This window comes from Pseudomonas glycinae, assembly GCF_001594225.2.
Taxonomy (GTDB): domain Bacteria; phylum Pseudomonadota; class Gammaproteobacteria; order Pseudomonadales; family Pseudomonadaceae; genus Aquipseudomonas; species Aquipseudomonas glycinae.
This window is the reverse complement of record NZ_CP014205.2, coordinates 2459021-2485498: the sequence shown is the minus strand read 5'-3', so window position 1 is coordinate 2485498 and position 26478 is coordinate 2459021. Positions and strand designations below refer to the sequence as shown.

28 protein-coding genes and 1 pseudogene are annotated in these 26478 nt (G+C 62.4%); 11 read left to right on the top strand and 18 right to left on the bottom strand.

The genetic code is table 11. The features are described from left to right. Positions 1-9: 9 nt before the first annotated feature. The gene (locus AWU82_RS11060) at positions 10-1029 is read left to right on the top strand and encodes an AbrB family protein (RefSeq protein WP_064382326.1); all 1020 of its coding nucleotides are present in this window, start codon (positions 10-12) and stop codon (positions 1027-1029) included. Positions 1030-1047: 18 nt separating this feature from the next. On the opposite strand, the gene yidD is transcribed toward AWU82_RS11060, so the two are convergent. Both yidD and AWU82_RS11050 read right to left on the bottom strand, forming a co-directional pair. Next, positions 1048-1209, bottom strand: coding sequence for a membrane protein insertion efficiency factor YidD (gene yidD / locus AWU82_RS11055; RefSeq protein WP_236191585.1), 162 nt, complete (start codon positions 1207-1209; stop codon positions 1048-1050). Positions 1210-1250: 41 nt separating this feature from the next. After that, on the bottom strand, positions 1251-1493 hold the full coding sequence (locus tag AWU82_RS11050) for a hypothetical protein (RefSeq protein ID WP_011333569.1): 243 nt from the start codon (positions 1491-1493) through the stop codon (positions 1251-1253). Between the two features lie 169 nt (positions 1494-1662). Here AWU82_RS11050 and AWU82_RS11045 point away from each other — a divergent pair, with 169 nt between their 5' ends. Beyond that, a complete protein-coding gene (locus AWU82_RS11045) occupies positions 1663-2103 on the top strand; it encodes a YMGG-like glycine zipper-containing protein (protein ID WP_064382325.1) in 441 nt (146 codons plus the stop codon). Here the strand turns inward: AWU82_RS11045 and AWU82_RS11040 are convergent. The 3 genes from AWU82_RS11040 to AWU82_RS11030 are packed head-to-tail and all read right to left on the bottom strand — an operon-like array spanning position 2088 to position 5746. Then, positions 2088-3113 (bottom strand): DUF2955 domain-containing protein, encoded by a 1026-nt coding sequence (locus AWU82_RS11040; protein WP_064382324.1) that lies wholly within the window; start codon positions 3111-3113, stop codon positions 2088-2090. The genes AWU82_RS11045 and AWU82_RS11040 overlap by 16 nt on opposite strands. Next, complete coding sequence (locus tag AWU82_RS11035) at positions 3103-4200, bottom strand: HlyD family secretion protein (RefSeq protein WP_064382323.1); 1098 nt, start codon at positions 4198-4200, stop codon at positions 3103-3105. Before AWU82_RS11035 ends, AWU82_RS11040 begins: the two co-directional genes overlap by 11 nt. Continuing rightward, positions 4193-5746 (bottom strand): TolC family protein, encoded by a 1554-nt coding sequence (locus AWU82_RS11030; protein ID WP_190241579.1) that lies wholly within the window; start codon positions 5744-5746, stop codon positions 4193-4195. The genes AWU82_RS11035 and AWU82_RS11030 overlap by 8 nt, the downstream gene beginning before the upstream one ends. A gap of 131 nt (positions 5747-5877) precedes the next feature. On the opposite strand from AWU82_RS11030, the gene AWU82_RS11025 reads away from it, so the two are divergent. Together AWU82_RS11025 and AWU82_RS11020 are read left to right on the top strand one after the other, a co-directional pair. Then, positions 5878-6393 carry a transporter suffix domain-containing protein gene (locus AWU82_RS11025; RefSeq protein WP_064382322.1) on the top strand — a complete coding sequence of 172 codons (516 nt, stop codon included), beginning with the start codon at positions 5878-5880 and terminating at the stop codon, positions 6391-6393. Between the two features lie 268 nt (positions 6394-6661). After that, positions 6662-7447: a DeoR/GlpR family DNA-binding transcription regulator gene (locus AWU82_RS11020; protein ID WP_064382321.1), complete on the top strand. Its 786-nt coding sequence runs from the start codon at positions 6662-6664 to the stop codon at positions 7445-7447. A 177-nt stretch (positions 7448-7624) separates the two neighbouring features. On the opposite strand, the gene AWU82_RS11015 is transcribed toward AWU82_RS11020, so the two are convergent. The 8 genes from AWU82_RS11015 to AWU82_RS10980 all read right to left on the bottom strand — a co-directional run bounded on the left by AWU82_RS11015 (position 7625) and on the right by AWU82_RS10980 (position 15452). After that, positions 7625-8908 carry an NAD(P)/FAD-dependent oxidoreductase gene (locus AWU82_RS11015; RefSeq protein ID WP_064382320.1) on the bottom strand — a complete coding sequence of 428 codons (1284 nt, stop codon included), beginning with the start codon at positions 8906-8908 and terminating at the stop codon, positions 7625-7627. A 149-nt stretch (positions 8909-9057) separates the two neighbouring features. After that, positions 9058-10422 carry a glutamine synthetase family protein gene (locus AWU82_RS11010; protein ID WP_064382319.1) on the bottom strand — a complete coding sequence of 455 codons (1365 nt, stop codon included), beginning with the start codon at positions 10420-10422 and terminating at the stop codon, positions 9058-9060. Positions 10423-10846: 424 nt separating this feature from the next. After that, the gene (gene chrA / locus AWU82_RS11005; RefSeq protein WP_064382318.1) at positions 10847-12190 is read right to left on the bottom strand and encodes a chromate efflux transporter; all 1344 of its coding nucleotides are present in this window, start codon (positions 12188-12190) and stop codon (positions 10847-10849) included. Positions 12191-12261: 71 nt separating this feature from the next. Continuing rightward, positions 12262-12723, bottom strand: coding sequence for a molybdopterin synthase catalytic subunit MoaE (gene moaE / locus AWU82_RS11000; RefSeq protein ID WP_064382317.1), 462 nt, complete (start codon positions 12721-12723; stop codon positions 12262-12264). 3 nt (positions 12724-12726) lie between these two features. Continuing rightward, positions 12727-12978 (bottom strand): MoaD/ThiS family protein, encoded by a 252-nt coding sequence (locus tag AWU82_RS10995; RefSeq protein WP_007957033.1) that lies wholly within the window; start codon positions 12976-12978, stop codon positions 12727-12729. Next, complete coding sequence (gene moaC / locus AWU82_RS10990) at positions 12975-13460, bottom strand: cyclic pyranopterin monophosphate synthase MoaC (RefSeq protein ID WP_039770876.1); 486 nt, start codon at positions 13458-13460, stop codon at positions 12975-12977. Before moaC ends, AWU82_RS10995 begins: the two co-directional genes overlap by 4 nt. After that, the gene (gene fdhD, locus AWU82_RS10985; protein ID WP_064382316.1) at positions 13457-14299 is read right to left on the bottom strand and encodes a formate dehydrogenase accessory sulfurtransferase FdhD; all 843 of its coding nucleotides are present in this window, start codon (positions 14297-14299) and stop codon (positions 13457-13459) included. The genes moaC and fdhD overlap by 4 nt, the downstream gene beginning before the upstream one ends. Positions 14300-14552: 253 nt before the next feature. Further along, on the bottom strand, positions 14553-15452 hold the full coding sequence (locus AWU82_RS10980; protein ID WP_064382315.1) for a LysR family transcriptional regulator: 900 nt from the start codon (positions 15450-15452) through the stop codon (positions 14553-14555). Between the two features lie 298 nt (positions 15453-15750). Between AWU82_RS10980 and moaB the strand changes: the two genes are divergently transcribed. Further along, complete coding sequence (gene moaB / locus AWU82_RS10975; protein ID WP_064382314.1) at positions 15751-16290, top strand: molybdenum cofactor biosynthesis protein B; 540 nt, start codon at positions 15751-15753, stop codon at positions 16288-16290. Then, the gene (locus AWU82_RS10970) at positions 16287-17492 is read left to right on the top strand and encodes a molybdopterin molybdotransferase MoeA (RefSeq protein ID WP_064382313.1); all 1206 of its coding nucleotides are present in this window, start codon (positions 16287-16289) and stop codon (positions 17490-17492) included. Before moaB ends, AWU82_RS10970 begins: the two co-directional genes overlap by 4 nt. A 34-nt stretch (positions 17493-17526) precedes the next feature. Here the strand turns inward: AWU82_RS10970 and AWU82_RS10965 are convergent, their stop codons facing one another. The 3 genes from AWU82_RS10965 to AWU82_RS10955 all read right to left on the bottom strand — a co-directional run bounded on the left by AWU82_RS10965 (position 17527) and on the right by AWU82_RS10955 (position 19859). After that, entirely contained in the window at positions 17527-18015 is a 489-nt protein-coding gene (locus AWU82_RS10965; protein WP_064382312.1) for a GFA family protein, read from the bottom strand. 86 nt (positions 18016-18101) lie between these two features. Next, the gene (locus AWU82_RS10960; RefSeq protein ID WP_064384125.1) at positions 18102-18719 is read right to left on the bottom strand and encodes a DNA-3-methyladenine glycosylase family protein; all 618 of its coding nucleotides are present in this window, start codon (positions 18717-18719) and stop codon (positions 18102-18104) included. A 57-nt stretch (positions 18720-18776) separates the two neighbouring features. Then, positions 18777-19859 carry a bifunctional transcriptional activator/DNA repair enzyme AdaA gene (locus AWU82_RS10955; protein WP_064382311.1) on the bottom strand — a complete coding sequence of 361 codons (1083 nt, stop codon included), beginning with the start codon at positions 19857-19859 and terminating at the stop codon, positions 18777-18779. A 109-nt stretch (positions 19860-19968) separates the two neighbouring features. Between AWU82_RS10955 and AWU82_RS10950 the strand changes: the two genes are divergently transcribed. After that, positions 19969-20382 (top strand): VOC family protein, encoded by a 414-nt coding sequence (locus AWU82_RS10950; RefSeq protein ID WP_064382310.1) that lies wholly within the window; start codon positions 19969-19971, stop codon positions 20380-20382. Here AWU82_RS10950 and AWU82_RS10945 read toward each other — a convergent pair. Beyond that, entirely contained in the window at positions 20379-20999 is a 621-nt protein-coding gene (locus AWU82_RS10945) for a LysE family translocator (protein ID WP_064382309.1), read from the bottom strand. The genes AWU82_RS10950 and AWU82_RS10945 overlap by 4 nt on opposite strands. A 274-nt stretch (positions 21000-21273) precedes the next feature. Here AWU82_RS10945 and AWU82_RS10940 point away from each other — a divergent pair, with 274 nt between their 5' ends. Then, complete coding sequence (locus tag AWU82_RS10940; protein ID WP_064382308.1) at positions 21274-21879, top strand: biliverdin-producing heme oxygenase; 606 nt, start codon at positions 21274-21276, stop codon at positions 21877-21879. After that, positions 21876-24113 carry an ATP-binding protein gene (locus AWU82_RS10935; protein WP_064382307.1) on the top strand — a complete coding sequence of 746 codons (2238 nt, stop codon included), beginning with the start codon at positions 21876-21878 and terminating at the stop codon, positions 24111-24113. The genes AWU82_RS10940 and AWU82_RS10935 overlap by 4 nt, the downstream gene beginning before the upstream one ends. Before the next feature lie 9 nt (positions 24114-24122). Here the strand turns inward: AWU82_RS10935 and AWU82_RS10930 are convergent, their stop codons facing one another. Then, positions 24123-24878 carry a type 1 glutamine amidotransferase domain-containing protein gene (locus AWU82_RS10930; protein ID WP_064382306.1) on the bottom strand — a complete coding sequence of 252 codons (756 nt, stop codon included), beginning with the start codon at positions 24876-24878 and terminating at the stop codon, positions 24123-24125. 142 nt (positions 24879-25020) lie between these two features. On the opposite strand from AWU82_RS10930, the gene AWU82_RS10925 reads away from it, so the two are divergent. Together AWU82_RS10925 and AWU82_RS10920 are read left to right on the top strand one after the other, a co-directional pair. Next, positions 25021-25608 carry a LysE family translocator gene (locus tag AWU82_RS10925; protein ID WP_064382305.1) on the top strand — a complete coding sequence of 196 codons (588 nt, stop codon included), beginning with the start codon at positions 25021-25023 and terminating at the stop codon, positions 25606-25608. Positions 25609-25964: 356 nt separating this feature from the next. Further along, a pseudogene (locus tag AWU82_RS10920) lies at positions 25965-26287 on the top strand (DUF6124 family protein). The last annotated feature ends 191 nt before the right edge of the window (positions 26288-26478 follow it).

The following is a 26478-nucleotide window of genomic DNA, read 5'->3' as shown; positions in this document are numbered from 1 at the left end:
AAGGCGACCATGAAATCCATTCTGTGTTTGGCGATTGCTGCCGGCTTCGGCGCACTGTTGCAATTCGAAGGCGTGCCCCACGGTTTGCTGTTGGGCTCGATCCTTGTCACCGCGCTTGTAGTCACCAGATTCGGCATCGTGCCGGCAACGCCTTATGGTCTGGGCTACATCCAGGTCACGCTAGGTATCGCCACCGGGTTGATGTTCGAAGCGTGGGACAGCGCGACCGTCTCGACGATGTTGCCGAGCCTCGGCGTCTTGCTGTTGTGCCTGGCAGTGCAAGTGGCGCTGGCCGCGTGGTGGCTGTCGCGCGGGGCAGGGTGGAATCGCACGGATGCCTTGTTGGCCGTGTATCCGGGGGCGTTGGCGGCGGTGTTCGATCTGCTGGAATCGCATCAGGCGTCGAGCAAGGTGATCATCGTGCACTTGATGCGGCTGCTGCTGATCACGGTGCTGGTGAGTTTGCTGATTCCCGGAACGGCGCCGGTTGCGGTGGCCGAGGTCGAGCCGCTGTCGACGGGCATGGCGTTGACCGTGCTGTCGGTGATCGGTTTGAGCGTGGTGGTCGGGCGTTTGCTGCTGGTTGTTGGCGTGCCGGCGCCGTTCATGTTGACGGCAATCATCATCACCGCCGTGTTCGTGAAATCAGGATGGCTGCAGGGCTTTCACATGCCGGATTGGAGCCTGAATCTGGCGGCGCTGATTCTGGGTGTGCGGATCGGCTCCCGATTCCAGGGATTGGGCCTCGCGGAACTGGGACGTCATGGCCGCACGGCTCTGGTGTCGGTCGGTTTGATGATTCTGGTCGCGGCGATTTTTGCATTGGCGGCGGCACGGTTGCTGGGCAGCGATGCGTTGTCGCTGTGGCTGGCCTACATGCCGGGGGCAATCGAAACCATCGCGATTGTGGCGTTCGCGGGCGGGCTGAATGTGGTGTTTATCCTGACTCACCATCTGGCGCGGATGGTGGTGTTGCACTTTGCACCGGCGTTGTTGGTGCAGGTTCGGCGGGTGCGGGAAGGGGCGTGATCCAGGTTGTGCTGATTTTTATGGATAATCAGTGCCACCGTTTGGATAACGGCATCTGCAAATTCGCCGGGCGGTTAGATCGACCCCTTTGAAAAAGCCATATTTCTGAAAGGCCAAAATCGAGTAGTTCGAACAGCTAGGTTCGAATCTACATGCCGATCTCAGCCTTTCAGGCGCCATTTTCTGATAGCAACGGATTGCCAATATGGCGATGGGGACCATCATGCAGGCTTGCGTAGGGAAATGACGTAATACTCGGTCAGTACGTTTTTCTTACCGAGCAGCGCATCAAAGCACCCTGGTTTGACAGAAACCCCAATGGTATCGATTCGGTAAAACTCCCAACCGTCTTCTGCGTGGGAGTTCACTACGTTCTGAAGGTAGGCTGCGGCTTCATTCCCACGGTGCTCCTTGGCACGGACTTCAATGTTTGGTGGGACCTGAACCATTTTATATACGTACATCCTTGCTCATCCTTTCCATCGCTGCATTCCGAATGAATGACAGAACCCAACGTTTATACTCAATTTGATATCTCTTGGCCATCACTCGCTCAGCGTTGCTGAATTGGTCGTAAACTACACTCCCAGATTACCCCGCCCCACAGGCAACCCCGCCGCGTCGGAGGTCATCATGTTCCGCCATTCACTGTTCATCGCAGCGTGCCTGTGCGCCACACAGGCCAGCGCTGAATCTGTCGTCCCGCTCAAGGGCCAGACCTCTCAACAAACCCAGATCGACATCAACGACTGCCATTCCATCGCGTCCACCTCAACCACGTCGACACCCCAGGCCGGCGGTCGGTTGAAGGGCGCTGCAGTGGGAGCCGCTGCCGGCGCCACCGCCACTGAAGTGCGCGGCCGTCAGCACGACGAGTTTTACGAAGCCGTGGACGATGATCGCAAGCAGGATTATCGCCAGAACCGCGCCAAAGACACGGCTGCCGCCGGTGCGGTAGTCGGTGGTGCGCGGCAGCGGCAGGATCGGCGCGAGCAGCGGCGAACCGATGCTTCAGCCAGTTCAAGCGCCTACACCGGTTGCCTGCAAGGGCGGGGTTATCAGGTCACGCCCTGACGGCTTTCCCGGTGCGCGACGAGCAGGTGCATCATCACGCCGCTGTAGAGCGTCACCAGAATGAACAACCCCATGCGCACCGCGAACGCGGTGTAGACGTCCTTGCCCGCTGCACTGTCCTCCACCGACTGGCCGAGCAGGATAATCATGGTGATCAGGGTGTTGAGCCAGAACCCCGGCGTCAGTTGCGTCAGGTGCAACCGATAGAGTTTGCGCGCCAGCAACAGCCCGAACAGCAGCATCCACAGAAAGAACATCCACAGGTGTACGAACAGGCTTAACGCACACCAGAACAGCACCGCCAGCAGCCCGCCAAGCAAGGTCGAGCCGAGCAATTCGCGCCCGGCGTGATGGGTGCGGGTGGTGGTGCTTTGCTGGCCGAGGCTGACGGCTTTGAGGATGATCGGCAGGTAGCTGGCCGGGTCGATCAGCACCAGCAGGAAGGTCGGCAGCACGATCAATGTTGCGCGCATTGCTACGCGGGGCACGTCTTCGGCGGGCAGGGCGGGAGCGGGTGGTGGCGCGGGGCTGTTGGCCGGTTCCGGGAACAGGACGTGGCTCAGGCCGACGATGACGACGGCCAGCAACAGGCCTTTGACCAGCGCGCCGATCACCGCCATCGCCAGCTCGAATGAGGCGAAACCGGCGGCGGAGATCATGGTCATGCCGATCACCAGAAACGTCATTATCAGCACGTTGCCGCCGCGCAAGCCGTAGGTGAACACCAGAAACAGTCCGATACCGATCAGCAGCACGCCGCACACCGGGTAATAACGCAGCAACGGCACCAGCAACAGCCCGAGACTGGTGGTGAATGCGGCGACCAACGTCAGCACCAGCGCCATTTTCACCGGCAACGGTCGAGGCATGCTGGCCAGCAGCAACACCGCTAACACCGGCGATAGAAACGACAGCGGAAGAGCGAGGCCGTAACTGGCGGCGGTGCACAACGCCGTGCCGCAAGCCAGGCGCAAGGCCCGTTGCGCCGGAACGCTGCGCTCAATAGGCATACGACAGCCAACTCATCAACCAGACAAACACCCGCCCGAGCGGATTGAGCAGATTGCCTTCGCTGGGAAACGCCATGACTTCCGCCTGCCCGCCAGCGCGAATCGAACGCCTCTCGAACAGACGCTTTTTCGCCTCTTCGCTGAACTCGATAATCACCGGAAAACGCTGCGCCGGACGCAGCCAGTCGCGGCTGTTCTGGATCGTCGGCAGTGTGCCGGGCGGCGGAGTCTGGCCGACGCTGACACCGTAACCGACGCTGCGCACCCGGCCGTCGAGCACTTCGCCGGGCAGGGCGTCGAGGATGATCGACACCGGTGTGCCGGGCTTGATCCGGCCGAGGTTGTTCTCGGTGAGGTCGGCGCTGACCCACACGTCCTGGATCGTGATCAACGTCATCACCGGACTGCCGGCAGCGGCGAACTGGCCGACATCGGTGCGCAGGTCGGTGATCAGACCCGCCGAACGCGCGCCGATGCGGGTGTTGGCCAGATCCAGTTCGGCCTTGGCTAGTGTGGCGGCAGCGCTGAGCAGTTTGGCGTTGGTGTCGGTGTTGCCGCCTTCCTGCTCCTGGGCGCGCAGCACTTCGGCCCGGGCGGCGGCGACCTGGCTGACGGCGGCCTCGTGATTGGCCCGGGACACTTCCAGCAGCCGTACGGACACCGTGCCTGGGTCTTCTTTGTACAAGCCTTCCAGCCGTCGATTGTCCTGACGCGTTTTGAGTTCATTGGCTTGCGCCGCACGCAACGATGCCTGAGCCGACGCGATGCCGGCGGTGCTGGCGCCGACCGTGCGCCGGGTGTTTTCCAGATCGGCGCGGGCCCGGTCGACGGCGATCTGCAGCGGCTGCGGATCGAGCTCGAAGAGGATGTCGCCGGCCTGCACGTCCTGATTGTTGCGCACGTTGACCTTGATCACCCGGCCCGCGACTTCCGCCGCCACCGGGATCACAAATGCGCCGACCCGCGCCTGTTGGGTGTAGGGCGTAAAACGGTCGGCCAGCAGATACCAGACCAGGCTCAGCACAATCACCAGCAGCACCCAGCGGATGCCTTTTTTCGCCGGATCCGGCGGCGCTTCATCACTCATGGCGGTCTACCTGCGAGGGAATCGGATAGGTCGGTTGGGGCGGCGGGGCGCTCAGCAGATCGCCCCAGTCGGTGCGTTGCTGCATCTGCTGTCGGGTCGCTGAATCAATGTGCGGTCCGGCGCTTTGCCAGCCACCACCGACCGCGCGGTACAAAGCGATCAGATTGCTCACGGCGTTGCTGCGGCTGACCAGATAGTTGTCCTGTAGCTCCAGCAATGCGCGCTGGGCATCGAGCACCCGCTGAAAGTCTGAATAGCCTTCGCGATATTGAGTGTTGGCCAGCACCACCGAACGTCGCGCCGCGCCTTCGGCCTCGCCGAGAATGCGCTCGCGTTCCAGCGCTTTGGTCAGGCCGCTGGCGGCGTCGTCGGCCTCGCGGGCAGCCTGGCGGACTTTGTCGCGATAGGTCTCGATCAGTTGCTGCAACCGCGCGTCCTGCACGCGGATGTTGTTGTGGATGCGTCCGTAATCGAACAGATTCCAGCGCAGGCTCGGGCCGCCGATCAGGTCGAGACTGCGCGGGGTGGTGCCGAGGGTGTCGCTGGACCAGACGATGCTGCCGAGCAAGGTCAGCGAGGGATACAGATCGGTTTCGGCCACGCCGGCCAGCGCCGATTGCGCGGCCACGTTCAGCTCCGCCGCGCGCACATCGGGACGGCGCAGCAGCAGGTTGGCCGGGACGTCCTGCAACACCGCGCGATCCACCAGCGGAATCAGCCCCGGTTGCTCCGCCAGAAACGCCGCGCCACCGGGCGGCTGGCCGACCAGCACCGCCAGCGCATTGCGGGTGCGCAGCAACTGGTCTTCGAACGCCGGAATGCTGCTGAGGGTGCCGAGGTATTGGGTTCTGGCCTGTTGCAGATCGAGTTCGGCGGTCTGGCCGCTGCGAAAGAGTTTTTCGGTGATCTCGAAATTGCGTTTTTGCTGAGCGGCGTTCTCCCGGGCGACCCGCAGCCGGGCTTCTGTGGTGCGCAGGGCAAAGTAGGTGTCGGCCACTTGAGCGCGTAATAGAACGAGGGCGTCTTCGTAATTGGCCTGGGCGGCGAAGTAGCTGGCGTCGGCGGACTCGATGGCGCGGCTGAAGCGGCCCCAGAAATCCAGCTCCCAGCCGACATCGAACGCGGCGCTGTGCTGCCAGAAGTGCAAGTCCTGCGGGTTGTTGCCGCCGGACTGATGGCGGTCGATGTACAGGCTGTCGGCGCTGGCCTGTTGCAGCTGCGGGTAGCGACCGCTGTCGGCGATGCCCAGTTGCGCGCGGGCTTCGAGGACCCGCAGCCCGGCGATTTTCAGGCTGCTGTTGCGGGCTTCGGCGTCGCTGATCAAACGGTCGAGGATCGGATCGGCAAACACCTGCCACCACTGGCGCAGATCCGGCAGCGTGCCGCGTTCGCTGGCCTGCTCCAGTGCCGGACTTTGCCACTGCTTGCTCCAGGCCTCGGCCGGTGGCTGGAAATCCGGGCCCAGCCGCAGGCAGCCGCCAAGGCTCAGCGCACCGAGCAGCAGCAGGTGGCCGGGACGGATCAGCAGGGCTGGCGTTGCAGGCATACCGGGAGGCCCCAGCGGGAAATGTCACTGGAGCATAGACCGCAGATTGCCGGTTGATCGAAGCAATCAACTGCTACGCTTTTTCAGGCGAACACCACCGAACCCCGCCCCGGATAAAAAGGTAGGAAGCCATGGACACTGCTCAAGAACCGCTTGCCCCCACCAGCGCCAGCTGGCGTTTCAAGGTCGGCGTGGCAATCATCTGCCTGATGCTCGGTTCGTGGCTGATGGTGCCGATTGCCGCCGCCCTCGACGTGCCGGGCTCGAAAGTCGCGGCGCTGACCGGGGTGCTGTTCATCAGCAATAAAGTGCTGTTGCTGCTGGTGATTGCGGTGATGGGCAAGGCCGGGTTCGCCGAGCTCAAGCGCACGATTGGCCGCTATATCTCCGGCGTGATTCCGACTCCGGTGGCTGAAGTCAGCCCGCTGCGCCACAAGATCGGCGTGGTGATGTTCTGCCTGCCGCTGCTGTCGTCCTTCCTGGAACCGTATTTCGACAACTTCTTCCCGGGCGTACGGCCCAACCTCTGGCAGATGCAGGCGCTGGGCGACTTGATGTTCGTCGGCAGCTTTTTCGTGCTGGGCGGCAATTTCTGGGACAAGGTGCATGCGCTGTTCGTGCGCAAGGCGCGGGTGTTGGCGGAGTGATCGCCGATCGAGCATTGATTTCGATCAGGCATGCCCGAGCGCGATGGCAAACGATACGACGACCATGCAGGCAAATGCGAAATTGAGGTTCATGGGGTATTCATCCTGGTCCTTTTGAAAGTGGGGCCATTCTGCCGGGGTGGGGTAAAAAGAAAAAATTCGGCTTCGTGATTCCAATGATCGAAGCCATTGATACCTGCGTTGTGTTTACCGACCGGCTTGGCTAATCTCGCCAAACCTGCAACGACAAGCACAAACAGGCAAAACCATGCACGATCATTCCGCATCCGAGCTTCCTTCCCTGCGCCGGCAGAAAATCCTTTTGATCCTCGAACGTGACGGCAAGGTCATGGCGTCCGAGTTGAGCCAGCATTTTGCGGTGTCCGAAGACACCATCCGCCGCGATCTGGCCGAGCTGGATAACGCCGGACTGGTGCAGCGAGTGCATGGCGGGGCGCTGCCGAGGCCCAAGGACACCGGCAAGGATTACTTCACCCGGCTGGACGAGATCGACGAGGTGAAGATTCGTCTGGCGCAATTGGCGGCGCAGCAGATTCGGAATGGGCAAACGGTGATGTTCGACTCCGGTTCCACCTCGTTGCAGGTGGCGCGCTCGTTGCCCAGGGACATCAGCCTCACGGCGGTCACGGCGTCACCGATGACGGCAATTGCGTTGTCGGAATACCCGGGCGTCAAAGTGATTCTGGCGGGCGGGCAGCTCAATCCGAAAACCATGGCCGCCGGCGGTCACGAGGCGCTGCGGCTGCTGTCGGGGATCAAGGCGGATCTGGCGATCACCGGGGTCTGCGCGATTCATCCGGAGGTGGGCATCACCTCGCTGCATTTCGATGAAGTGCCGGTCAAGCAGGCGCTGCTCGATTGTGCGGCGCGGGTGATTGCCGTGACCACGGCGGACAAGCTCGGCGCGGTAGAACCGTTTGTGGTCGCGCCGTGCGAGCGCTTGCACACGCTGATCACCGAACGGCATGTGGCGTCGGGGAATGTCGAGGATTATCGGCGGTTGGGAATTGAGGTTGAGCAACTGCAGGATTGAGTTTTGTGGTGAATTTAAGGGCCCCATCGCGAGCAAGCTCGCTCCCACAGTGTCCGAGGCGTACTCAAAACTCAGGTATGCCCCAAACTTTGTGGGAGCTGCGGTGCGACGATTCGACTTGCCCGCGAAGAGGCCAGTCGATCCAATACATAAACTGGCACGCGGTCGAGGAATCAATCAGCGCAGTTTTTCCAGCATCTGGTAGTACCACATGCCCGCCGCCAGCATCGGATTCCCCAGCAAGTCACCCATCGGCACGCGAATGTGCGAGCACGCGGCAAACGTGTCGAACTGCTGCATCTGCCCGGTGATCGCCCGGCTCATGATTTCGCCCATGATGTGGGTCGTGGCGATGCCGTGGCCGGAGTAGCCCTGGCAATACCAGACGTTGTCCGAGAGCTTGCCCAGTTGCGGGATGCGGTTGATGACGATGCCCATCGCGCAGCTCCACTGGTAGTCGATCTTCACCCCTTTGAGCGCCGGGAAAGTCTGTTCGATACATGGCCGCAGTTCGCCGGCGATGTCCCGTGAGTCCTTGCCGCTGTAGTTGGCGCCGCCGCCGAACAGCAGGCGGCCGTCGGCGGTGAGACGGTAGTAGTCGAGCACGAAGCGGCAGTCGTAAACGGCGAGGTCTTCAGGGTTGATCTGTTTTGCCAGATCGCCCAATGGTTCGGTGGTGACGATGCCGCCCATGGCCGGGAAGATCTTGCCCTTGAGCTGGCCCGGTTCGAGTTTGTGGTAAACGTCGCCGGCCAGCAGCACCTGATTGGCGTCGATCCGGCCGTGGGCGGTGCGCACGCCGGGACTGTCGCCGTGAATGATTTCCAGCACTTCGCTGTTTTCGAAGATCAGCGCGCCGAGGCTTTCTGCCGCCCGCGCTTCACCGATGCACAGGTTGAGCGGGTGCAGGTGCATGTTGCGGGTGTTCTTGATTGCGCCGTGATAGAGCTCGCTTTGCAGCAGATCGCGCACCTGGCTGCGGTCGAGCAGGCTGACTTCATCGCCCATGCCGCGCCGCACGGCTTCGTCGTAGTCGCTGCGCAAACCGGCCATGTGGCTTGGCTTGTAGGCAGCGTGCAGGTGGCCGTGCTTGAGGTCGCACTCGATGCCGTATTTCTCGACGCGCTGTTTGATGATTTCGTGCCCACGCCAGCGCAGGTGCCAGATGAAGTCATCGACCTCGTCGCCCAAGGTGTTGCGCATCTGTTTGCGCATCGCGCCGTCGCCGGACAGGCTGCCGGTGACCTGCCCGCCATTGCGCCCGGTGGCGCCCCAGCCGATCTTGTGGCTTTCGACGATGGCGACTTTCAGGCCTTTCTCGGCCAGCTCGACGGCAGTGGCGACGCCGGTGAAACCGCCGCCGATGATCACTACATCGACCTTGTGCCGGCCTTGCAGGGTCGGGTAGTCAGTGTCGCGGTTGAGGGTGGCGGTGTAGTAGGAATTGCTGCGTTCAGTCATTTTTATTTCCACACAAAATTCGGGAAGCAAAGTGCAGTCCTTGTGGGAGCTGGCTTGCCAGCGATGGCGGAGTGTCAGTCACCAGAGATGCTGAATGTGCCGACCTCATCGCTGGCAAGCCAGCTCCCACAGTGGACTGCGGGGAATGTTCAGGCCTCTGTGAGGTACCAGCGCCAGTCCTGCTCACCCACTTCGGCCATGAACTGCCGGTATTCCGCGCGTTTCACCGCCAGATACACCCCGAGGAATTCCTGCCCCAGCGCATCCCGCGCCCACACCGATTTTTCCAGCGCCGTGAGCGAGGTCAGCCAATCGGTCGGCAGCAGCTCGTTCGCCTGCGCGTAGCCGTTGCCTTCCACCGGCTCGCCCGGATCGATGTCGTCTTTTATCCCGCGATGAATGCCCGCGAGGATCGCCGCCGCTGCCAGATACGGGTTGGCATCGGCGCCGCAGATGCGGTGTTCGATGTGCCGGGTGTTGGCCGGGCCGCCGGGCACGCGCAGGCTGACGGTGCGGTTGTCGACGCCCCAGGTCGGCGCCAGTGGCGCGTAACTGTTGGCCTGGAAACGCCGGTAGGAGTTGGCGTTCGGGCAGAACAGCAGCAGCGAGTCCAGCAACGAGGCGAGCATCCCGCCAATCGCCGTGCGCAGCAGCGGGGTGCCGGCCGGGTCCTCGGAGGCAAACAGATTGCGTCCCTCGGCATCGGCGAGGCTGACGTGCATGTGCATGCCGGTGCCAGCCAGATGATCGAACGGCTTGGCCATGAACGTCGCCTGCATCCCATGCTTGTGCGCTACGGCTTTTACCAGGCGTTTGTAGCGCACCGCCTGATCCATCGCCTCCAGTGCATCGCCGTGTTCGAGGGTGATTTCCACCTGACCGGGCGCATATTCCGAGATCGCCGTGCGCGCCGGAATGCCGTGCAGCTTGCAGGCGCTATAAAGGTCGGCGAGGAACGGTTCGATCTGTTCCAGCTCACGCAAACCGTAGACCTGGGTGTGTCGCGGTCGACCGCCGTCGGCATCCAGCGCCGGTTGCGGGCGGCCGTTGTGATCGCGTTTGGCGTCGAGCAGATAGAACTCCAGCTCGCAGGCCATGACCGGGTGGTAACCCTCGGCTTTCAAGCGGTCGATGACCTTGATCAGCAGATGGCGCGGGTCGGCAATGCTCGCCGGCATGCCTTGTTCCGGGTGCATGCTGACCTGCACCGCAGCGGTCGGAATCTGCCGCCACGGCAGGCGCACCAGACTGCCTTCCAGTGGGTAGGCGCGGCAGTCGATATCGCCGACGTCCCACACCAGACCGGAGTTTTCCACGTCTTCGCCATGCACGGTCAGGCCGAGGATGGTGCTTGGCAGCGGTCGGCCGCTTTCGTACACGGCGAGCAGCTCTTCGCGGTGCAACAACTTGCCCCGGGGCACACCGTTGGCGTCGAGGATGAACAGCTCGATCATGTCGATGTCAGGGTTCTGTTCGAGAAAGTGACGGGCGTCTTCAATGGCTGCGAATTTCATAATCAATCACTCACGATGGCGCCGCACAGGCGCGCAGATTCGGGCCGGACGCAGCGCGGCAAAAGGCGCGGGCGTCCTGGCAGGGATATCGAAAAAAGAAGGGGAGCTGTCGCGGTTTTTATCGGTGCGATCAGACGGGCAGGCAGATATCCGGCGGGCGTGCGGAGTGACGCAGCTTGGAACGGCTCAGGGCCATGGGGAGATTGACGATGCGATTCATGCGCGGCCCCTGTGAAGGAGGGCGCACATTGCAGAGACGTTCAACGATTCTGATTGTTGGAGTGACGTGCTCATGACGCGTGTTTCCGTTGGCGGAAAACGTCGGCGGCGGGAGCGTCCCGCCATGCCGGTGTGGCTGGATAGTAAGGGGGAATCCCCGGACAAGTAAACGCCTGATTCCGCGAGCGGTGGCGTGCCCCCCGGTTCAGCGCAGCAGGTAAAACCCCAGCCCGACGAGGGCGCAAACGATCAACACCTCGATTACCCCGCGCTTGAAAAAGAACAGGGCGAGGGCGGCCATGAGGGCCAGCACGATCGAGAAAACATCGGGCTGACCGGTAAAACCGGCGGGCCAGAACACGTGGTAAGCAAAGAAACACGCCAGATTGAGGATCACCCCGACCACCGCTGCGGTGATCGCGGTCAGTGGCGCAGTGAACTTCAATTCGTTGTGCGTCGACTCCACCAACGGCCCACCGGCGAGGATGAACAGAAATGAGGGCAGAAAGGTGAACCAGGTCACCAGTGTCGCGGCCAGCGCGCCGGCGGCGAACGCGTGTTCCGCGGCGAACGTCGGTTGCACGTAAGCGCCGACGAACCCGACAAACGCCACGACCATGATCAGCGGCCCCGGCGTGGTTTCGCCCAGGGCCAGACCGTCGATCATCTGCGTTGGCGTCAGCCAGCCGTAATGCCCGACCGCGCCCTGATACACGTAAGGCAGCACGGCGTAAGCGCCGCCGAAGGTGAGCAATGCCGCTTTGGTGAAGAACCAGCCCATCTGCGTGAAGGTGCCGCCCCAACCGAACAGCGCCGTCAGCAACGCCATCGGCAGGCACCACAGCAGCGCACCGATCAGCACCAGACGCAGCAGCCTCGGCAATCGGAACCGCGCATGCTCGGGCGGCGGTGTGTCGTCATCGATCAGCGCCGGGCCGAAGGACTTTTCGCCGCCGCGATGGCCGCCGTTGCTGAAGCGCTGCGGCGCCCAGCGTCCGCCGAAATAGCCGATCAATGCTGCGCCGAGCACGATCAGCGGGAACGGCAGGTTGAAGGCAAAAATCGCCACGAACGCTGCCCCGGCGATCGCCCATAACCAACTGTTCTTCAACGCTCGCGAACCGATGCGATGGGCCGCGTGCAACACAATCGCGGTCACCGCCGGTTTGATTCCGTAAAACACCCCGGCTACCGCCGGTACGTCACCGAACGCGATGTAGACCCACGACAGAGCGATCAGAATCAGCAGCGAAGGCAACACAAACAACGCCCCGGCCAGCACGCCGCCACGGGTGCGATGCAGCAGCCAGCCGATGTAAGTCGCCAGTTGTTGGGCCTCGGGGCCGGGTAGCAACATGCAGTAGTTGAGCGCATGCAGGAAGCGCCGCTCGGAAATCCAGCGCCGGCGCTCCACCAGTTCCTGATGCATGATCGCGATCTGCCCGGCAGGGCCGCCGAAGCCGATGCAGCCGAGTTTCAGCCAGAAGGGCCAGGCCTGGCGCAAGGTGATGGGTTGAGGACGGGGCAAGTCTTTTGGCGTCTGGCTCAAGTGTGGCTCCACGTTCGAATCGGCGGGAGCTGCTATCTAATCAGGCTTTTGTCGCATTCGACAGTACCCGGTCAGGCATGCGCCAGACTCCAGCGAAACGCCGCATTCTGATCACTCTCCCGCGCCTCGACCCAATGCGAACCCTCCGGCGTGGTCTCACGTTTCCAGAACGGCGCCCGGGTCTTCAGCACGTCCATGATGAACGCGCAGGCCTCGAACGCCGCATGCCGATGCTTGCTGCTGACGCCAACAAACACGATCGGCTCGGTCACCGACAGCGCACCGACCCGATGCACAATCTCCACCGCCAGCAACGGCCAGCGCTCGCGAGCTTGTTCGGCGATCTGCTCCAGAGCCTTCTCGGTCATGCCCGGATAGTGCTCCAGAAACAGCTCGGTCACCGACTGCCCGACGTTCAGATCCCGCACATAACCAATGAAATTCACCACCGCGCCCACCCGTGGATTGCGCGCATGCAGGTCGGCAATCAACTGACCGGCATCGAAGCCTTTACACTGGACTCGAACACCCATGCCTCAACCCCCCGTGACCGGCGGGAAAAACGCGATCTCGTCGAAATCCTCGATTGCCTGATCCGGCTGGCACAGCTCCTGATTCACCGCGCACATCAGGTTGCCGGCGCCGAGCACTTCACGCCAGACATCGCCGCGCTGCATCAGCATTTGCCGCACATCTTCGACACAAGCGAGGGTGTCGCTGGCCGGAATCTTTTCACCGCCCAGATTGAGCCGGTCACGGTAGCTTGCGAAGTAGTTGATCAGAATCATTGCGGGTTCTCCCATTGAAAGTGGCCCGAGCGGCCGCCCTGTTTGCTCAGCAGGCGGATGTCGCCGATGACCATCGCCCGGTCCACCGCCTTGCACATGTCGTAGATAGTCAGCGCGGCGACGCTGGCGGCGGTCAGGGCTTCGAGTTCGACGCCGGTCTGGCCGGTGAGGCGGCAGGTGCTGGTGATCTGCACGCGGTCCGGTTCACAGGCCTTGAGCTCGACGTGGATCGAACTGAGCAGCAGCGCATGACACAGCGGAATCAGCTCGTGGGTGCGCTTGGCCGCCTGGATCCCGGCGATCCGCGCCACGGCGAACACATCGCCCTTGGGGTGGCCGTTGGACTGGATCATTTGCAGGGTTTCCGGACGCATCTGCACCCAGGCCTGGGCGGTGGCTTCGCGGCGGGTCGCGGCTTTGTCGCTGACGTCGACCATGTTGGCGCGGCCCTGATCGTCGAGGTGGGTGAGGGTGTTGCTCATGCGGTGGGCTCCTGGATCGGGCTGTAGATTCGCGGGGCGTTGCGGTGCGGGACGTGGATCAGGTTCAGGCGGTGCTTGAGCGCCCAACGCACGGTCAGCGCGGTGGGGGCAGACAGGCTGACAAGGGTGCCGAGGCGGGCGCGCACGGCTTTGTGAATCAGTTCGAGGCTGCAACGGCTGGTGACCACGACGAAGCCCTGACGCGCATCGAGACCTTCGAACTGCAAGGCGCCGATCAGCTTGTCGAGGGCGTTGTGGCGGCCGATGTCTTCACGGCACAGCAGCGCTTGGCCGTCCGCATCGAAGTACAGCGCCGCGTGCAGGGCGCCGCTGCTGCGGGCCAGTTGCTGGGCCTGTTCGATGCGCTGGCGGATGCCGTTGAAATGCGCGGCCGGTGGCAACGGTGTCGGGGTGAGGATCTCCAGTTGCGGCAGCGCCTGCTCAAGGGCTTCCACACCGCAGAGGCCGCAACCGCTGGTGCCCGCCATCTGCCGCCGATGATCTTTCAGAGCCCAGAATGCACGACTGGAAATCTGCACGTCGGCCTGGCAGGCCTGGTCGAAATGGGTCAGGCGGATGTCGTGAATATCGTCGAGGCGGTCGACGATGGCGTTGCTGAGGCTGAAGCCGCGAATGAAGTCCTCGATGTTGCCCGGCGAGACCATCATCACCGCCTGATTCAGTCCGTTGTAGCTGATGGCCAGGGCGATTTCCGCCGCCAGCGCCGCGTGGGACACCGGCGTGTCGTCGAGGTATTCGCGGTACGCCACTTGCGCCGGTTGTGGCGCGGGGGCATTGGCGTCGCCCGGTTCGATGAGTTGTTCAACTTGGCACAGCATCTTGAAAGTCCCACGAAGCGCTGAAGTGGGTTCAGGCTACGGGGCAGGGAAAAGTGCGTCCAATCGCTTGTTCCGATGCAGTGATTGGATTGGTCGATCACCGCTTTCAGGCCGAGAATAGGTGTTGACTGATAAGGCCTAATCGCTGGCAAGCCAGCTCCCACAAGGTTTCGTGTCAAACACAGAATTTGTGACTAACTCAATCACTGTGGGAGCTGGCTCGCCAGCGATGGCGGCCTGACATTCAACACATTTATTCGGCAGGCGCCTCGACCCCGAACATCTTGCGCGCCTCGGCAAAACACTTCTCGGCAATCGCCGAGCGCGGTTCGGTCTTGCGCATCACCAGCCCCAGCGGCGCGAGTACGCTGGCATCCGGCAGGTTAATGAAAGCCAGGTGCTCGATCGGCTCTTCCAGACCGCTGTCCAGCGGCATGATCGAGCAGCAGAAGCCCTGGTGAATCGCCTGCAGCAGTTGGTAGGTCGAGTCGCTTTCCAGGATCGGCTGCGGATTCAACCCGCGACTGCGGAAACTCAGGTCGATGGATTTTCGGTAGTGCATGCCGGTGGTGATCATCCCCAGCGGCAGTTCGGCGGCGTCTTCCCAGCTCATTTCCGGGCCTTCGAAGTGGAAGTGGCGGGTGTCGTAGAGCAGGCCGACGCGGGTTTCGCCAATCTCGAAGAACTCGAAATAGTTCGGGTTGACGTGGTCGAGATAACACACGCCCAAGTCCAGCTGATTGTTACCCAGACCTTCGATGATCTCGTCCGAACTCAGCGACGACAGGCTGTATTTCAGCTCGGGAAATATCCCTGACAAACCCTGAATGTAATTCACCGGATTGAAGTTGCTCAGCGGCACCAGCCCCAGGCGCAGGCTACCCACCAGTTGTCCGCGGCATGCCGCCGCTTCGGCAAACAACCCGTCATGGGCAGCCAGCAACGTGCGGGCCCAGGCCAGGACGCGCTCGCCGGCCTGGGTGAACCCTTCGAAGCGCTGGCCGCGATTGACCAGCACCAGATCCAGCTCGTCTTCCAGATTGCGCAGGCGCATCGACAGGGTCGGCTGGGTGATGTGACAGCGCGCGGCGGCCTGGCCGAAGTGGCGGGTTTCGTCCAGCGCGATCAGAAACTTGAGTTGTTTGATGTCCACGACGGCACCTGCTCGATTGAGAATTTTGATTGAGTATTGACGCAGATGCGTACGGCGCACGGAAAGCGCAGGGAGCGACGATCCCACTGAGGGCTTTTTTCGTCCAATCGGCAGTGTTTACGAGCCTATCGAGGGTTTCGATGACCCCCGGTTTTATTGGCCCGGACAGCGGTCGAGGGGTTGAAAAAAATCACCGATAGAGCAGGTCGATAGTGTGGTTGGCCAGAGTGATTAGACAGTCGTCACAAGCGGCACTTAGGCTCGTCATCCATTGAATTGACGACGGCCGGAGAGTGCCATGAGTGTGAAATCGGATGCCTTGTTCGTTCCCCTGAATATTGCCGTGCTGACGGTCAGCGATACCCGCGATTACGCCAGTGACACCTCCGGCCAGTTGCTGGTCAGCCGTCTGCTGGAGGCCGGCCACACCCTGAGCGAGCGCAACCTGCTCAAGGACGACCTGTACAAGATCCGCGCCCAGGTCGCGCAGTGGATCGCCGACGACAACATTCAAGTGGTGCTGATCACCGGCGGCACCGGTTTCACCGGCCGCGACAGCACCCCGGAAGCCGTGGCCTGCCTGCTGGACAAGCAGATCGACGGTTTTGGCGAACTGTTCCGCGCCATCTCGATTCTCGACATCGGCACCTCGACCGTACAAAGCCGTGCGCTGGCGGGCTTGTCCAACGGCACGCTGGTGTGCTGCCTGCCGGGCTCCACCGGCGCTTGCCGCACCGCATGGGAAGGCATCCTCGCCGAACAACTGGATAACCGTCATCGCCCGTGCAACTTCGTCCCGCACCTCAAATCGGTGCAAGCCTGCGGGCCGCGCGGATGAGCAAGCCGGGGTTGATGCCGGTCGAGGACGCCCTCGACCAACTGTTGGCGATGGCCGATGAACAACGTCTACCGGACAGCGAAGCGGTGCTTCTCAATGAGGCGCGCGGGCGGGTGCTGGCCAGCGATCTGGTCGCCACACTCGATCTGCCGCCGTGGCCGAACAGCGCCATGGACGGTTATGCCTTGAACCTCCCCGACCTGCATCGCCAGCCGTTGAGCGTGTCACAGCGGGTTTACGCCGGGATGGCGCCGGACGCCTTGCTGCCCGGCACCTGCGCACGGATTTTCACGGGTGCGCCGTTGCCGCCCGGCGCCAATTGCGTGGAGATGCAGGAAAACGTCGAGGTGCTTGAAGACGGCCGCGTACGTTTCCTGCAACCGCTTAAGGCCGGCCAGAACATCCGCGCCCAGGGCCAGGAGAACCGCGTTGGCGACACCTTGCTGCGCGCCGGCAAACGCCTCGGCCCGTTCGAACTGGCCGTCGCCGCCGGGCAGGGCATGACCCATTTGCCGGTGGTGCGTCGTCCGCGGGTGGCGTTGCTGTCGACCGGTGATGAGCTGGTGGAACCTGGCCAGCCGCTGCGTCCCGGCAGCATCTACAACAGCAACCGCACCTTGCTCGACCACTGGTTGCGCGAACTGGGTTGCGAGGTGATCGACGCCGGGATTCTGCCCGATCGCCCGGCGCAGACCCGGCTCAAACTCGAGCAACTGCAAGTGGCGGCCGATCTGATTCTGACCACCGGCGGCGTGTCTGCCGGCGATGCCGACTGCCTCGGCCAGGTGCTGCGCGACAACGGCAAACCGCTGCTGTGGAAACTCGCGATCAAGCCCGGTAAACCGCTGACGGTCGGGCATTTCGGCTCGGTGCCGGTGATCGGCCTGCCGGGCAATCCGACCTCGGCGCTGGTGACCTTCGGCCTGCTGGCGCGCCCGTACCTGCTGCGCATTCAAGGCGTGGAAGAGGTGATGCCGCTGAGCTTCACGGTCAACGCCGGCTTCGATTGGCCGAAACCCGGCAGCCGTCGCGAATACCTGCGGGTACGCCTGGAGGGCGGGCAGGCGGCGCTGTATCCGAACCAGAGTTCCGGGGTTCTGCTCGGCGCGACCTGGGCCGACGGGTTGGTGGAAATCCCCGAGAACAGCACCTTGCAGATGGGGGATCCGCTGCGTTTCATCCCGTTCAGCGAGCTGTTCTGAGCGCGATCAACAATCTGTCGAAGACTGGGGGCAGCTACCGGGTCAGTTTCAGCCGTTCGTGCCATTGGGCGATGGATTCTTCGGGGTAGACCTCGAACTGCTGATCCTTGGCGCTCGCTTGCACTTCGACCCACGAGGCCTTGGAGCCGAGCATCAGGTGGGTGTGTTCCGGCGGCACCGGCAATGGCGTGTCGATGGCCGAGGCGAACGGGTGGATCAGCTCCGGCCATTCCGGGCTGAACAGCCACAGTCCGCTGCCGCACAACGAGCAGAAGTGCCGTTCGGCGCTGCTGCGGTGGGCGCGGGCATCGCCTTCGTCTTTCATTTTCGCGTGGTAGATCGTGATGTGTTTGCGCCCGCTCACCTTGAGGCTGGCCGCGTCGCCGCCGAGGTTGATCGCATAGCCGCCACCGCCTTGGGTCTTGCGGCAGATCGAGCAGTAGCAGCGCTGATAAGGGTAGGGGTGGGCGCTGTCGAGGGTGAATGAAACCGCGCCGCAGTGGCAGGAGCCTTCGAGGTGCATGAGTGGCCTCCGGTGTTTTTCGTCGGTGCGGTTCAGCCTAGAAGAGATGGGGTGAGTGTGCTGCTCGCGATGAACGAAAACGCGTTCTACGGCTTGGCTACCCGCCACAAATACCACGCCGCCACGGTGCGAAACGGACTCCACGCCAACCCGATCTCGATCATCTGCCTGCGCGTCGGCTGCACCTCCAGCGCCTTCAACCGCCGATACCCTTCGCGCACTCCAAAATCGTCGGCCGGCAGAATATCCGGCCGCTCCAGGCTATAGATCAGCAACATCTCCACCGTCCAGCGGCCAACCCCGCGCAGGCTGACCAACCGCTCGATCAGCGCCTCATCCTCCATCGCCAGCGCGGTCGGGTAATCCGGCACCACACCGTCCAGGGTCGCCTGGGCAATCCCCTGAATCGTCGCAATCTTGCCCGCCGAAAACCCGCAACTGCGCAATCGGTCGAAGTCCGTCGCCAGAACCTGCTCCGGACGCGGAAACGACTGCCCGGGAAACAACCCCACCAGCCGCCCGACAATCGCATCGCCAGCCCTGGCGTGCAGTTGCTGATAGGCAATCGCCCGCACCAGCGATTCATACGGATCGCGCGCCGGATGCGGCTGATGCAGGCAGGGGCCGACCGCAGCGATGTGGCGCTGCCAGTCGGCGTCGAGGCTGGCCAGAAAATCACTGGCCGGTTGGTAGGGATCGGGTATCTGCAACTTCGGTGATCCGTTGATTTGAAAGCCGGGAGGGGCGTGGGTGTCGATTTGTCAGAAAGCCAGTTGTTGCGTGAGCTGCACGGCGGCGTTCTCCAGCCGGAGCAGAAACGCCTTGCGCGGTTGCCCACCACCGTAGCCGGTCAGCGAGCCGTCCGCACCGATCACCCGATGGCATGGCACCACGATCGACAGCCGATTGTGCCCGTTGGCCAGCCCCACTGCTCGGCTGGCGCCGGGTTTGCCCAGGCGTGCGGCGATGGTGCCGTAGGTGCTGGTTTGGCCGTAAGGGATTTGCCGAAGTTCGGCCCAGACCTGTCGGGCAAATTCGCTGCCGGGCAGGTGCAGTGGCACACTGAATTCGCTCAGCTTGCCGGCGAAGTACAGCGCCAGCTCGTTGTCGATCTGCTGCAAATGCGCGTTCTGCCCCGGTGCGACCACGTAGCCGTAGCGGTTCTGCAGTTCCTCGACTTCGCGGGTCAGCGCCGGGCGATCGAGAAACTCCAGCAAGACCAGCCCGCGCCGCTCGGCCATGGCAATCATAGGACCCAGTGGTGTGGTCAGGCGGGTGAACAGCAGCGGTTCACTGGCCGCTGCGCGCCCCGGCGTGATGTGGAACGACTTCTGAAACGCATCGCGAAAACCACTGAGGGATTCATAACCGGAGTCGAACGCGGCATGGTCGATGGACGTGCCTTGCTTGATCCCGCCCAGCGCCACGCCGAGTCGGCGGGTGCGCAGCCACGCAAGGAAGGTCATGCCGAAATGCTGCTTGAACCAGCGCCGTAGCTTCAGCGGTTCAATGCCTTCGGCGAGCAATTGCGCATCGCTCCAGCGCAGTTCCGGATCGGCGTCGACTGCTTTGAGCAGCCGTTGCACCCAATCCGGGGCGATGGCCGCGGCGTCCAGCGGTTTGCAGCGCAGGCAGGCGCGATAACCGGCGGACAGGCACTCGTCAGCGTGGGCGAAGAACTCGACGTTTTCCGGTTTTGGCTTGCGCGCCGTGCAGGTCGGGCGGCAAAAGATCCCGGTGGTTTTCACGGCCGTGAAAAACACGCCTTCATAGGCAGTGTCGCTTGCGAGCATGGCGCGAACCATTTCGGCGTGAGGGGGAAGGACAGCGGTCTGTATGTTCATGGGCCGAGGATAAAACCAGTTATTCGATGGCTCCACCGAAAAATCGACAGTGAATTTTCGGGCCGCTGCACTACAGTGATCGGGTCGCTACAACTCGGGAATTTAAGGTATGCCACCGTTCACGATTCACCACATCGATCACATCGTGCTGCGCGTCGCCGATCTGCAACGCAGCGTTGATTTCTATGACCGGGTCTTCGGCGCCGAAGTGGTCAAGCGCAACGAAAAGTTCGGTCTGGTGCACCTGCGCGCCGGCACGTCGATGATCGATCTGGTCGACCTTGACGGCGAAATCGGCCGCAAGGGTGGCGCCGCTGCCGGCAGCGAACGGCGCAATGTCGATCACTTCTGTCTGCGCATCGAGCCGTTCGATGAAGCGGCGCTGGTCAGTCATTTGCAAGCCTGCGGCCTGACCGTCGAAAAAGCCGCCACCCGTTTTGGCGCCGAGGGCAACGGCCTGTCGTTGTACTGCTTCGATCCGGACGGCAATCAGGTCGAACTCAAAGGCCCGTCCGAAGTTTAGGTCCGCTTGGCCATCAGCAACACCGAAGCCGCTGCCGACAGCAGCCCCGCGCAGCAACGGTTGAAAATCCGTTTGCCGCGCGGCTCGGCGAACCAGCGGCGCATGTGCAGCCCCATGTAGGCGTAGGCGCTGATGGCGATCCATTCCAGCAACAGGAACAGCGCGCCCAGCAACATGAATTGTGGGGTGATGGCGTGGGTCGGGTCGACGAACTGCGGCAGGAAGGCGGTGAAGATCAGGATTGCCTTGGGATTCCCCGCAGCCACTAAAAACTCCTGACGCGCCAGGGCCAGAAGCCCGTTCGCCGGCGCCGCAATGGCGTCTTCGGCGGCAGGATTGGCTCGCCACAGCTGCCACGCCAGATACAACAGATACCCCGCGCCAACAATCTTGATCCCATAGAACAACAGCTCGGACGTTTGCAGCACCACCGCCAGCCCCGCCGCCGCGAGAGCGATCATCCCGGCAAACGCCAGCAATCGCCCGATCCCGGCCACGCAGGCGCGCCGGTAGCCGTAACGGGTGGCGTTGCTGACCGACAGCAGATTGTTCGGCCCCGGTGCCATGTTCAGGGCGAAACAGGCGGGCAGGAACAGGGAGAGGGTGGCGATATCCATGGCTCGGGCTCCGGTGACGGGAGCGTTATTTTTATCACGCGGGTGTGCGGCCCTGAACCGTACAGTCAGGCGCCAGAGTCGCGGTACAGCGACTATCGGCAGTGAATTCCTTCGAACTTTCTGCCGTCCGGTCAGCTCTTAACCCTTCACAGGTTGATGAATTCATCAGAGAATCCCATCTACCGGGTCAGAAACTACCATTGCCGTGTAAGCTTTCGCGCCATGCTTCTCCATTCCCCCATGGCCCCAGGCGGCCCACTGTACGAGCGACTACATGCAAGCAAAGGCCCGCGAGGTTCATGTACCACCGGTGTTGCAAGATTTGCGCGCCGGCACGGCCGAACTGCACATTGCACTGGAAAAACGCCTTCCTTTCTTCTCCGATACCCTTGATCTGCACGCTTTCGAGCGATTGATGCGCGCCTATTACGGCTTCTATCAGCCACTGGAAAGCGCATTGCAGGACAGCGACGCGATTCCCGCCGATTTCGATCTGGTTTCACGCCTCAAGGCGCCGACCCTGCAACGCGATCTGCAAGCACTGGGCGCAAATGGTGGCGATTTTCCGATCTGCCGCCGGTTGCCCGCCATCGATTCCGCCGCCGCCTGCCTGGGCGTGTTGTACGTGCTGGAAGGCGCAACCCTCGGCGGACAGATCCTGCGCCGGGAAATCGCCACACGCCTGAGCCTTGGCGCGGATAACGGTGCAGCGTTTCTGGACATCTACGGCGCTGCCACCGGCCGTCGCTGGCGCGATTTCATCGAATACCTGGGCAGTCGCCCGATGGACGCCGACGAGCGTAAAGCGGTCGTGGCGGCGGCCCACACTACATTCAGTTGTTTCGAGCAGTGGCTCGAAAGTCAGGAGGTTCTGGTATGAACCCGCAAGACAAAGAAGCCTTTGAAGAGTTGCTGGCCAACTGCGCCGACGAGCCGATCCGCTTTCCCGGCGCGATCCAGCCGCACGGTTTGCTGCTGACCCTGAGCGAGCCGGACCTTTCGATCATTCAGATCAGCGCCAACGTCGAGACCTTGCTCGCGCGCCCGGCGCAAGAGCTGATCGGCCAGCCTCTGCAAAGCCTGATCGGCGATGCCCATGCCGCGCAGGTTCGCGAAGCTTTGCAGCAATCGGCCTTGTCCGATGCGCCGCCGCTGCACTTTCGCCTCAACGGCACCGCGTTCGAAGGCTTGGTGCACCGGCATCAGGATGTGCTGATTCTGGAGCTGGAAATCCACGTCGAAAACTTCCAGCCGCGTAACGTCGCCGGTACCGAAACCCACCTGGGACGGATGCTCGCGCGGCTGCAAAAGGCCCAGAGCCTGCAGGCGCTGTACGACATCAGCGTCAAGGAAATCCAGGCCATGACCGGTTACGACCGGGTGCTGATTTATCGCTTCGAAGAGGAGGGCCACGGTCAGGTCATCGCCGAAGCGTCCGATCCGTCGATGGAAGTCTTCAACGGTCTGTTTTTCCCGGCCTCCGACATCCCCGAGCAAGCCCGCGAGCTGTACCGCACCAACTGGCTGCGGATCATTCCGAACGCGGACTACCAACCGGTGCCGCTGGTGCCCAAGTTGCGCCCGGACACCCAGACCCCGCTGGACCTGAGCTTCGCCACGTTGCGCAGCGTGTCGCCGATCCACTGCCAGTACATGAAAAACATGGGCGTGCTGTCCTCGATGAGCATTTCCCTGCTCAAGGGCGACAAGCTCTGGGGCCTGATCAGTTGCGGCAATCGCCAGCCGCTGCATGTACCGCATGAATTGCGCACCGCGTGCCAAACCATCGGCCAGGTGCTGTCGTTGCAGATCAGCGCGATGGAAGCGCTGGATGTCAGCCGTCAACGGGAAGAAAAGGTCGAGGCGCTGGCGCTGCTCAATCAGGCGATGATCGACTCGCCACAGAACGTCTTCGATGGCCTGGCCAACCAGCCACAAGTCCTGATGGCGCTGGCCAATGCCGGCGGCATCGCGATCATCGAAGACAAGCAATTGCACCGTTACGGCAACTGCCCGGAGCCGGAAGAAATTCGGGCCCTGCACAAATGGTTGCAGGAGCGTGGCGAGCCGGTGTTTGCCAGTCATCACCTGGCCAGCGTCTACCCGCCGGCCGCGCACTATCAGCAGGTCGCCAGCGGCGTGCTCGCCATGAGCCTGCCCAAACCGGTGGACAACGGCGTACTGTGGTTCCGCCCCGAAGTCAAAGAGAACATCAACTGGAGCGGCGACCCGCGCAAGCCGCTGGACCTGGAAAACTCCGACGCCGGCTTGCGCCTGCGGCCGCGCACCTCGTTCGAAATCTGGAAGGTCGAAATGGCCGGGATTTCCACCAAGTGGAGCCACGGCGATCTGTTCGCGGCCAACGACCTGCGTCGCTCGGCCCTGGAAAACGATCTGGCCCGCCAAGTACGCCGCGAGCAAGAAGCGGTGCGCGCCCGTGATGAACTGGTGGCGGTGGTTTCCCACGATCTGCGCAACCCGATGACCGTGATCTCGATGCTGTGCGGCATGATGCAGAAGGCGTTCAGCTCGGACGGGCCGCACACTTCGCGGCGCATCTCGACTGCGATCGACACCATGCAACAAGCCGCCGGGCGCATGAACACGCTGCTGGAAGACTTGCTCGACACCTCGAAAATCGATGCCGGGCGCTACACCATCGCGCCGCAGAAACTCGATGTCGCGCAGATGTTCGAAGAGGCGCAATCGCTGCTCGCACCGCTGGCGCTGGACAAGGACATCAGCATCTCGTTCGAGGCTGATCCCGACCTGAGCATTCATGCCGACCCCGAGCGGTTGTTTCAGGTGCTGTCGAATCTGGTCGGCAACGCAATCAAGTTCACTCCGCGCCTGGGCACGGTCGACGTGTATGCCAAATCGGTCGGTGACGACATCGTTTTCACGGTGCGCGACAGCGGCGAAGGCATTCCCAAGGATCACTTGCCGCACGTATTCGACCGTTACTGGACGGTGAAGGAAGGCAATCCGACCGGCACCGGGCTGGGTCTGTACATCACGCAGGGCATCGTCGAGGCGCATGGCGGGCAGATCGTTGCCGAGAGTGAGCCGGGGCAGGGCAGCGAATTCCGCTTCACCGTGCCGCGTCTGGACTGAAAAAACCGATCAGCGTTGGGGGGCCTGCAACATGGCCACCCATTCTGCGGCGAATCGATGGCAGTCGCCGGGCCAGCGCGCCGTCAGCAGTTGGCCGTCGCGCACCACAAATCCTGATTGCAGTTTCTGCGCACAATCGCGTTTGGCGATCAGCGGCCCGCGTATGAAGTCGGATTTGCTGGCCAGCGCGGTTTTAACTTCCGCTTCGACGGTCTGCTTGTAGGTGCGGTAGTAGCGCCCCAGCCACGCAGCTGTCATCAGCCACGCCGGCAACTCCATGGTGGCCGCGAGCAACGCCGTGACCTTGCGCCCGAACAACGCCGAACGCCCGGTGTCGGGGTCGAGCGTCCTCGCCAGCAACAGCACGCCATGACAGACCGCCGCCACGGGTTTTTCGGCTTTGAAAAATTGCAGGGCAATCTGCTGGGCCTGCGTGGATTCCAACAGCGTGCGCATTCCTTTGGCATGCCCGCCGGGGATCAGCAGACCATCGAATCGACTCGTGTCGATATCGGCATACGCCAGCGGCTGCCTGAACGCTTCGGACTCGATCATCTTCGTGTAACTGTCCAGATCGGCCTTGCGTGTCATCAGCATCGAATTCAACAGGCCGAAACCGATGTTCACCAACCGTGGATCGGCGTGGGCGGGCAAACCTTGCGGGGTGGCAAAACGAACTTCGATGCCCGCGTTACGCATCGTCTGCCAGGGCACGCTGCTTTCGGTCGGGTCGTAATCGGCGCTGGGCAGCAGAATCAGAATCATCAAGGGCAGACTTCCTGGTCAAAAGTGATCGCATAGCCAGAGCGTAGTGGGTCTGCGCGAGCGGGGGTAATTTCCTTCAATACCGCCTGCCGTGCGCCGGCTACCGTGAGCGCCTTGTTCCTCGATTTGAAGCAGGTGTGCGATGAGTCTGATTGTGTCGATGGCGGCGTTTGCCCTGGCCGCGTCCATTACCCCGGGGCCGGTAAATATCGTGGCGTTGAGTTCGGGGGCGCAGTTCGGTTTTCGCGCCAGCCAGCGGCATGTGGCCGGGGCGACGCTGGGGTTTGTGTTGCTGCTGGTGTTGATGGGGCTGGGGCTGCATGAAGTGCTGGAACTGTGGCCGTCTCTGACCCGTGTGGTGCAACTGGCCGGGGTGGCGTTTCTGCTGTTCATGGCCTGGAAGCTGGCAATGGATGACGGGCAGTTGAGTGCGGGAGAAGCGGGAAGGGCACCTTCGATGCTCTACGGCGCGGTGATGCAGTGGCTCAACCCCAAGGCCTGGCTGGCTTGTGTGGCGGGGATGGGCGCGTTTGTCGCTGACGGCGAAGCGCGGCTGGTGTGGCAGTTTGCTGCGGTGTATCTGGTGATCTGTTATCTGTCGGTGGGGTGCTGGGTGTATGCCGGGACGTTCTTGCGCGGTTATCTCGGCAACCCGGCGGGGATGCGCTTGTTCAACCGGGTGATGGCGTTGCTGTTGGCGGTGAGTGCGGGGTATCTGTTGCTGCCGTGAGCGGGGCGGGGCTTGGGTTTAAAGGTGTTTAAGGATGCGTCCGACAAGCCACGCGAACTTGCGCCATGGCCTACGCATCCGCCAGAATCCGCCGGCTTGTGGGCCTTGGGGTCGGGTTCTATCGTGGGTCGGTCGCTGACGAATCAGCGATCGGGTTTCGCAGCCCGGATCAATCAAGGCGCCCAGAGCGTCGTTTCCGTTCAGCTTTTTGGCTGATCGCGTCATGACGGTTGTGCGCGGGATACCTTCGGGTATGCCGGGTTCCTTGATTCCCGGTCTGCGAACCCGCGTACAGCTGTCACCTCCCTTCGTTTCGCAGCGAACCGTGGCAGCTCCATCAATCAGGGAGTTTTACCATGATCAAACCAACGCCAAACCCGCCTGAAACCGACCCGACCTCGCCCTCGACCACTACCTCAATCCGCTGCTCCCCAGAAAACCGCTGCTCAAACCCAATACCCGCTACCTCATCGCCCCCGGCATCGACAGCGAAGAATTGCTGGCCGACGCCTGTGAAACCCTGACCTCGGCCAAAATCATGGCTACCGACTTCGCCGGGCTGGTGGATGGCTCGCATCGGCATGTGCTGCTGGGGATCGCGCAACTGATCATGCTGGGGGAACTGGCGGTGAATCGGGTGTTGGATAGTCTGGAGTTGAAGGCTGAGGCGCCTCTGTAACCTGATCAAAGAAAACCTGCGGTCCCGTTTGATCGGGACGGCGGGTTTTTATCATTTCACTTGCAGCTTTATGGCGGCATGACTGAAAGCGAGTTCCCAGGCGAGCCCGTCCGTCGAAAATCCTCTCCCCCCTGTCAGATCTGACAGTAGCCAAAGCATCCGTCTGGTCGCTCAATCACTCCATCGCCCAC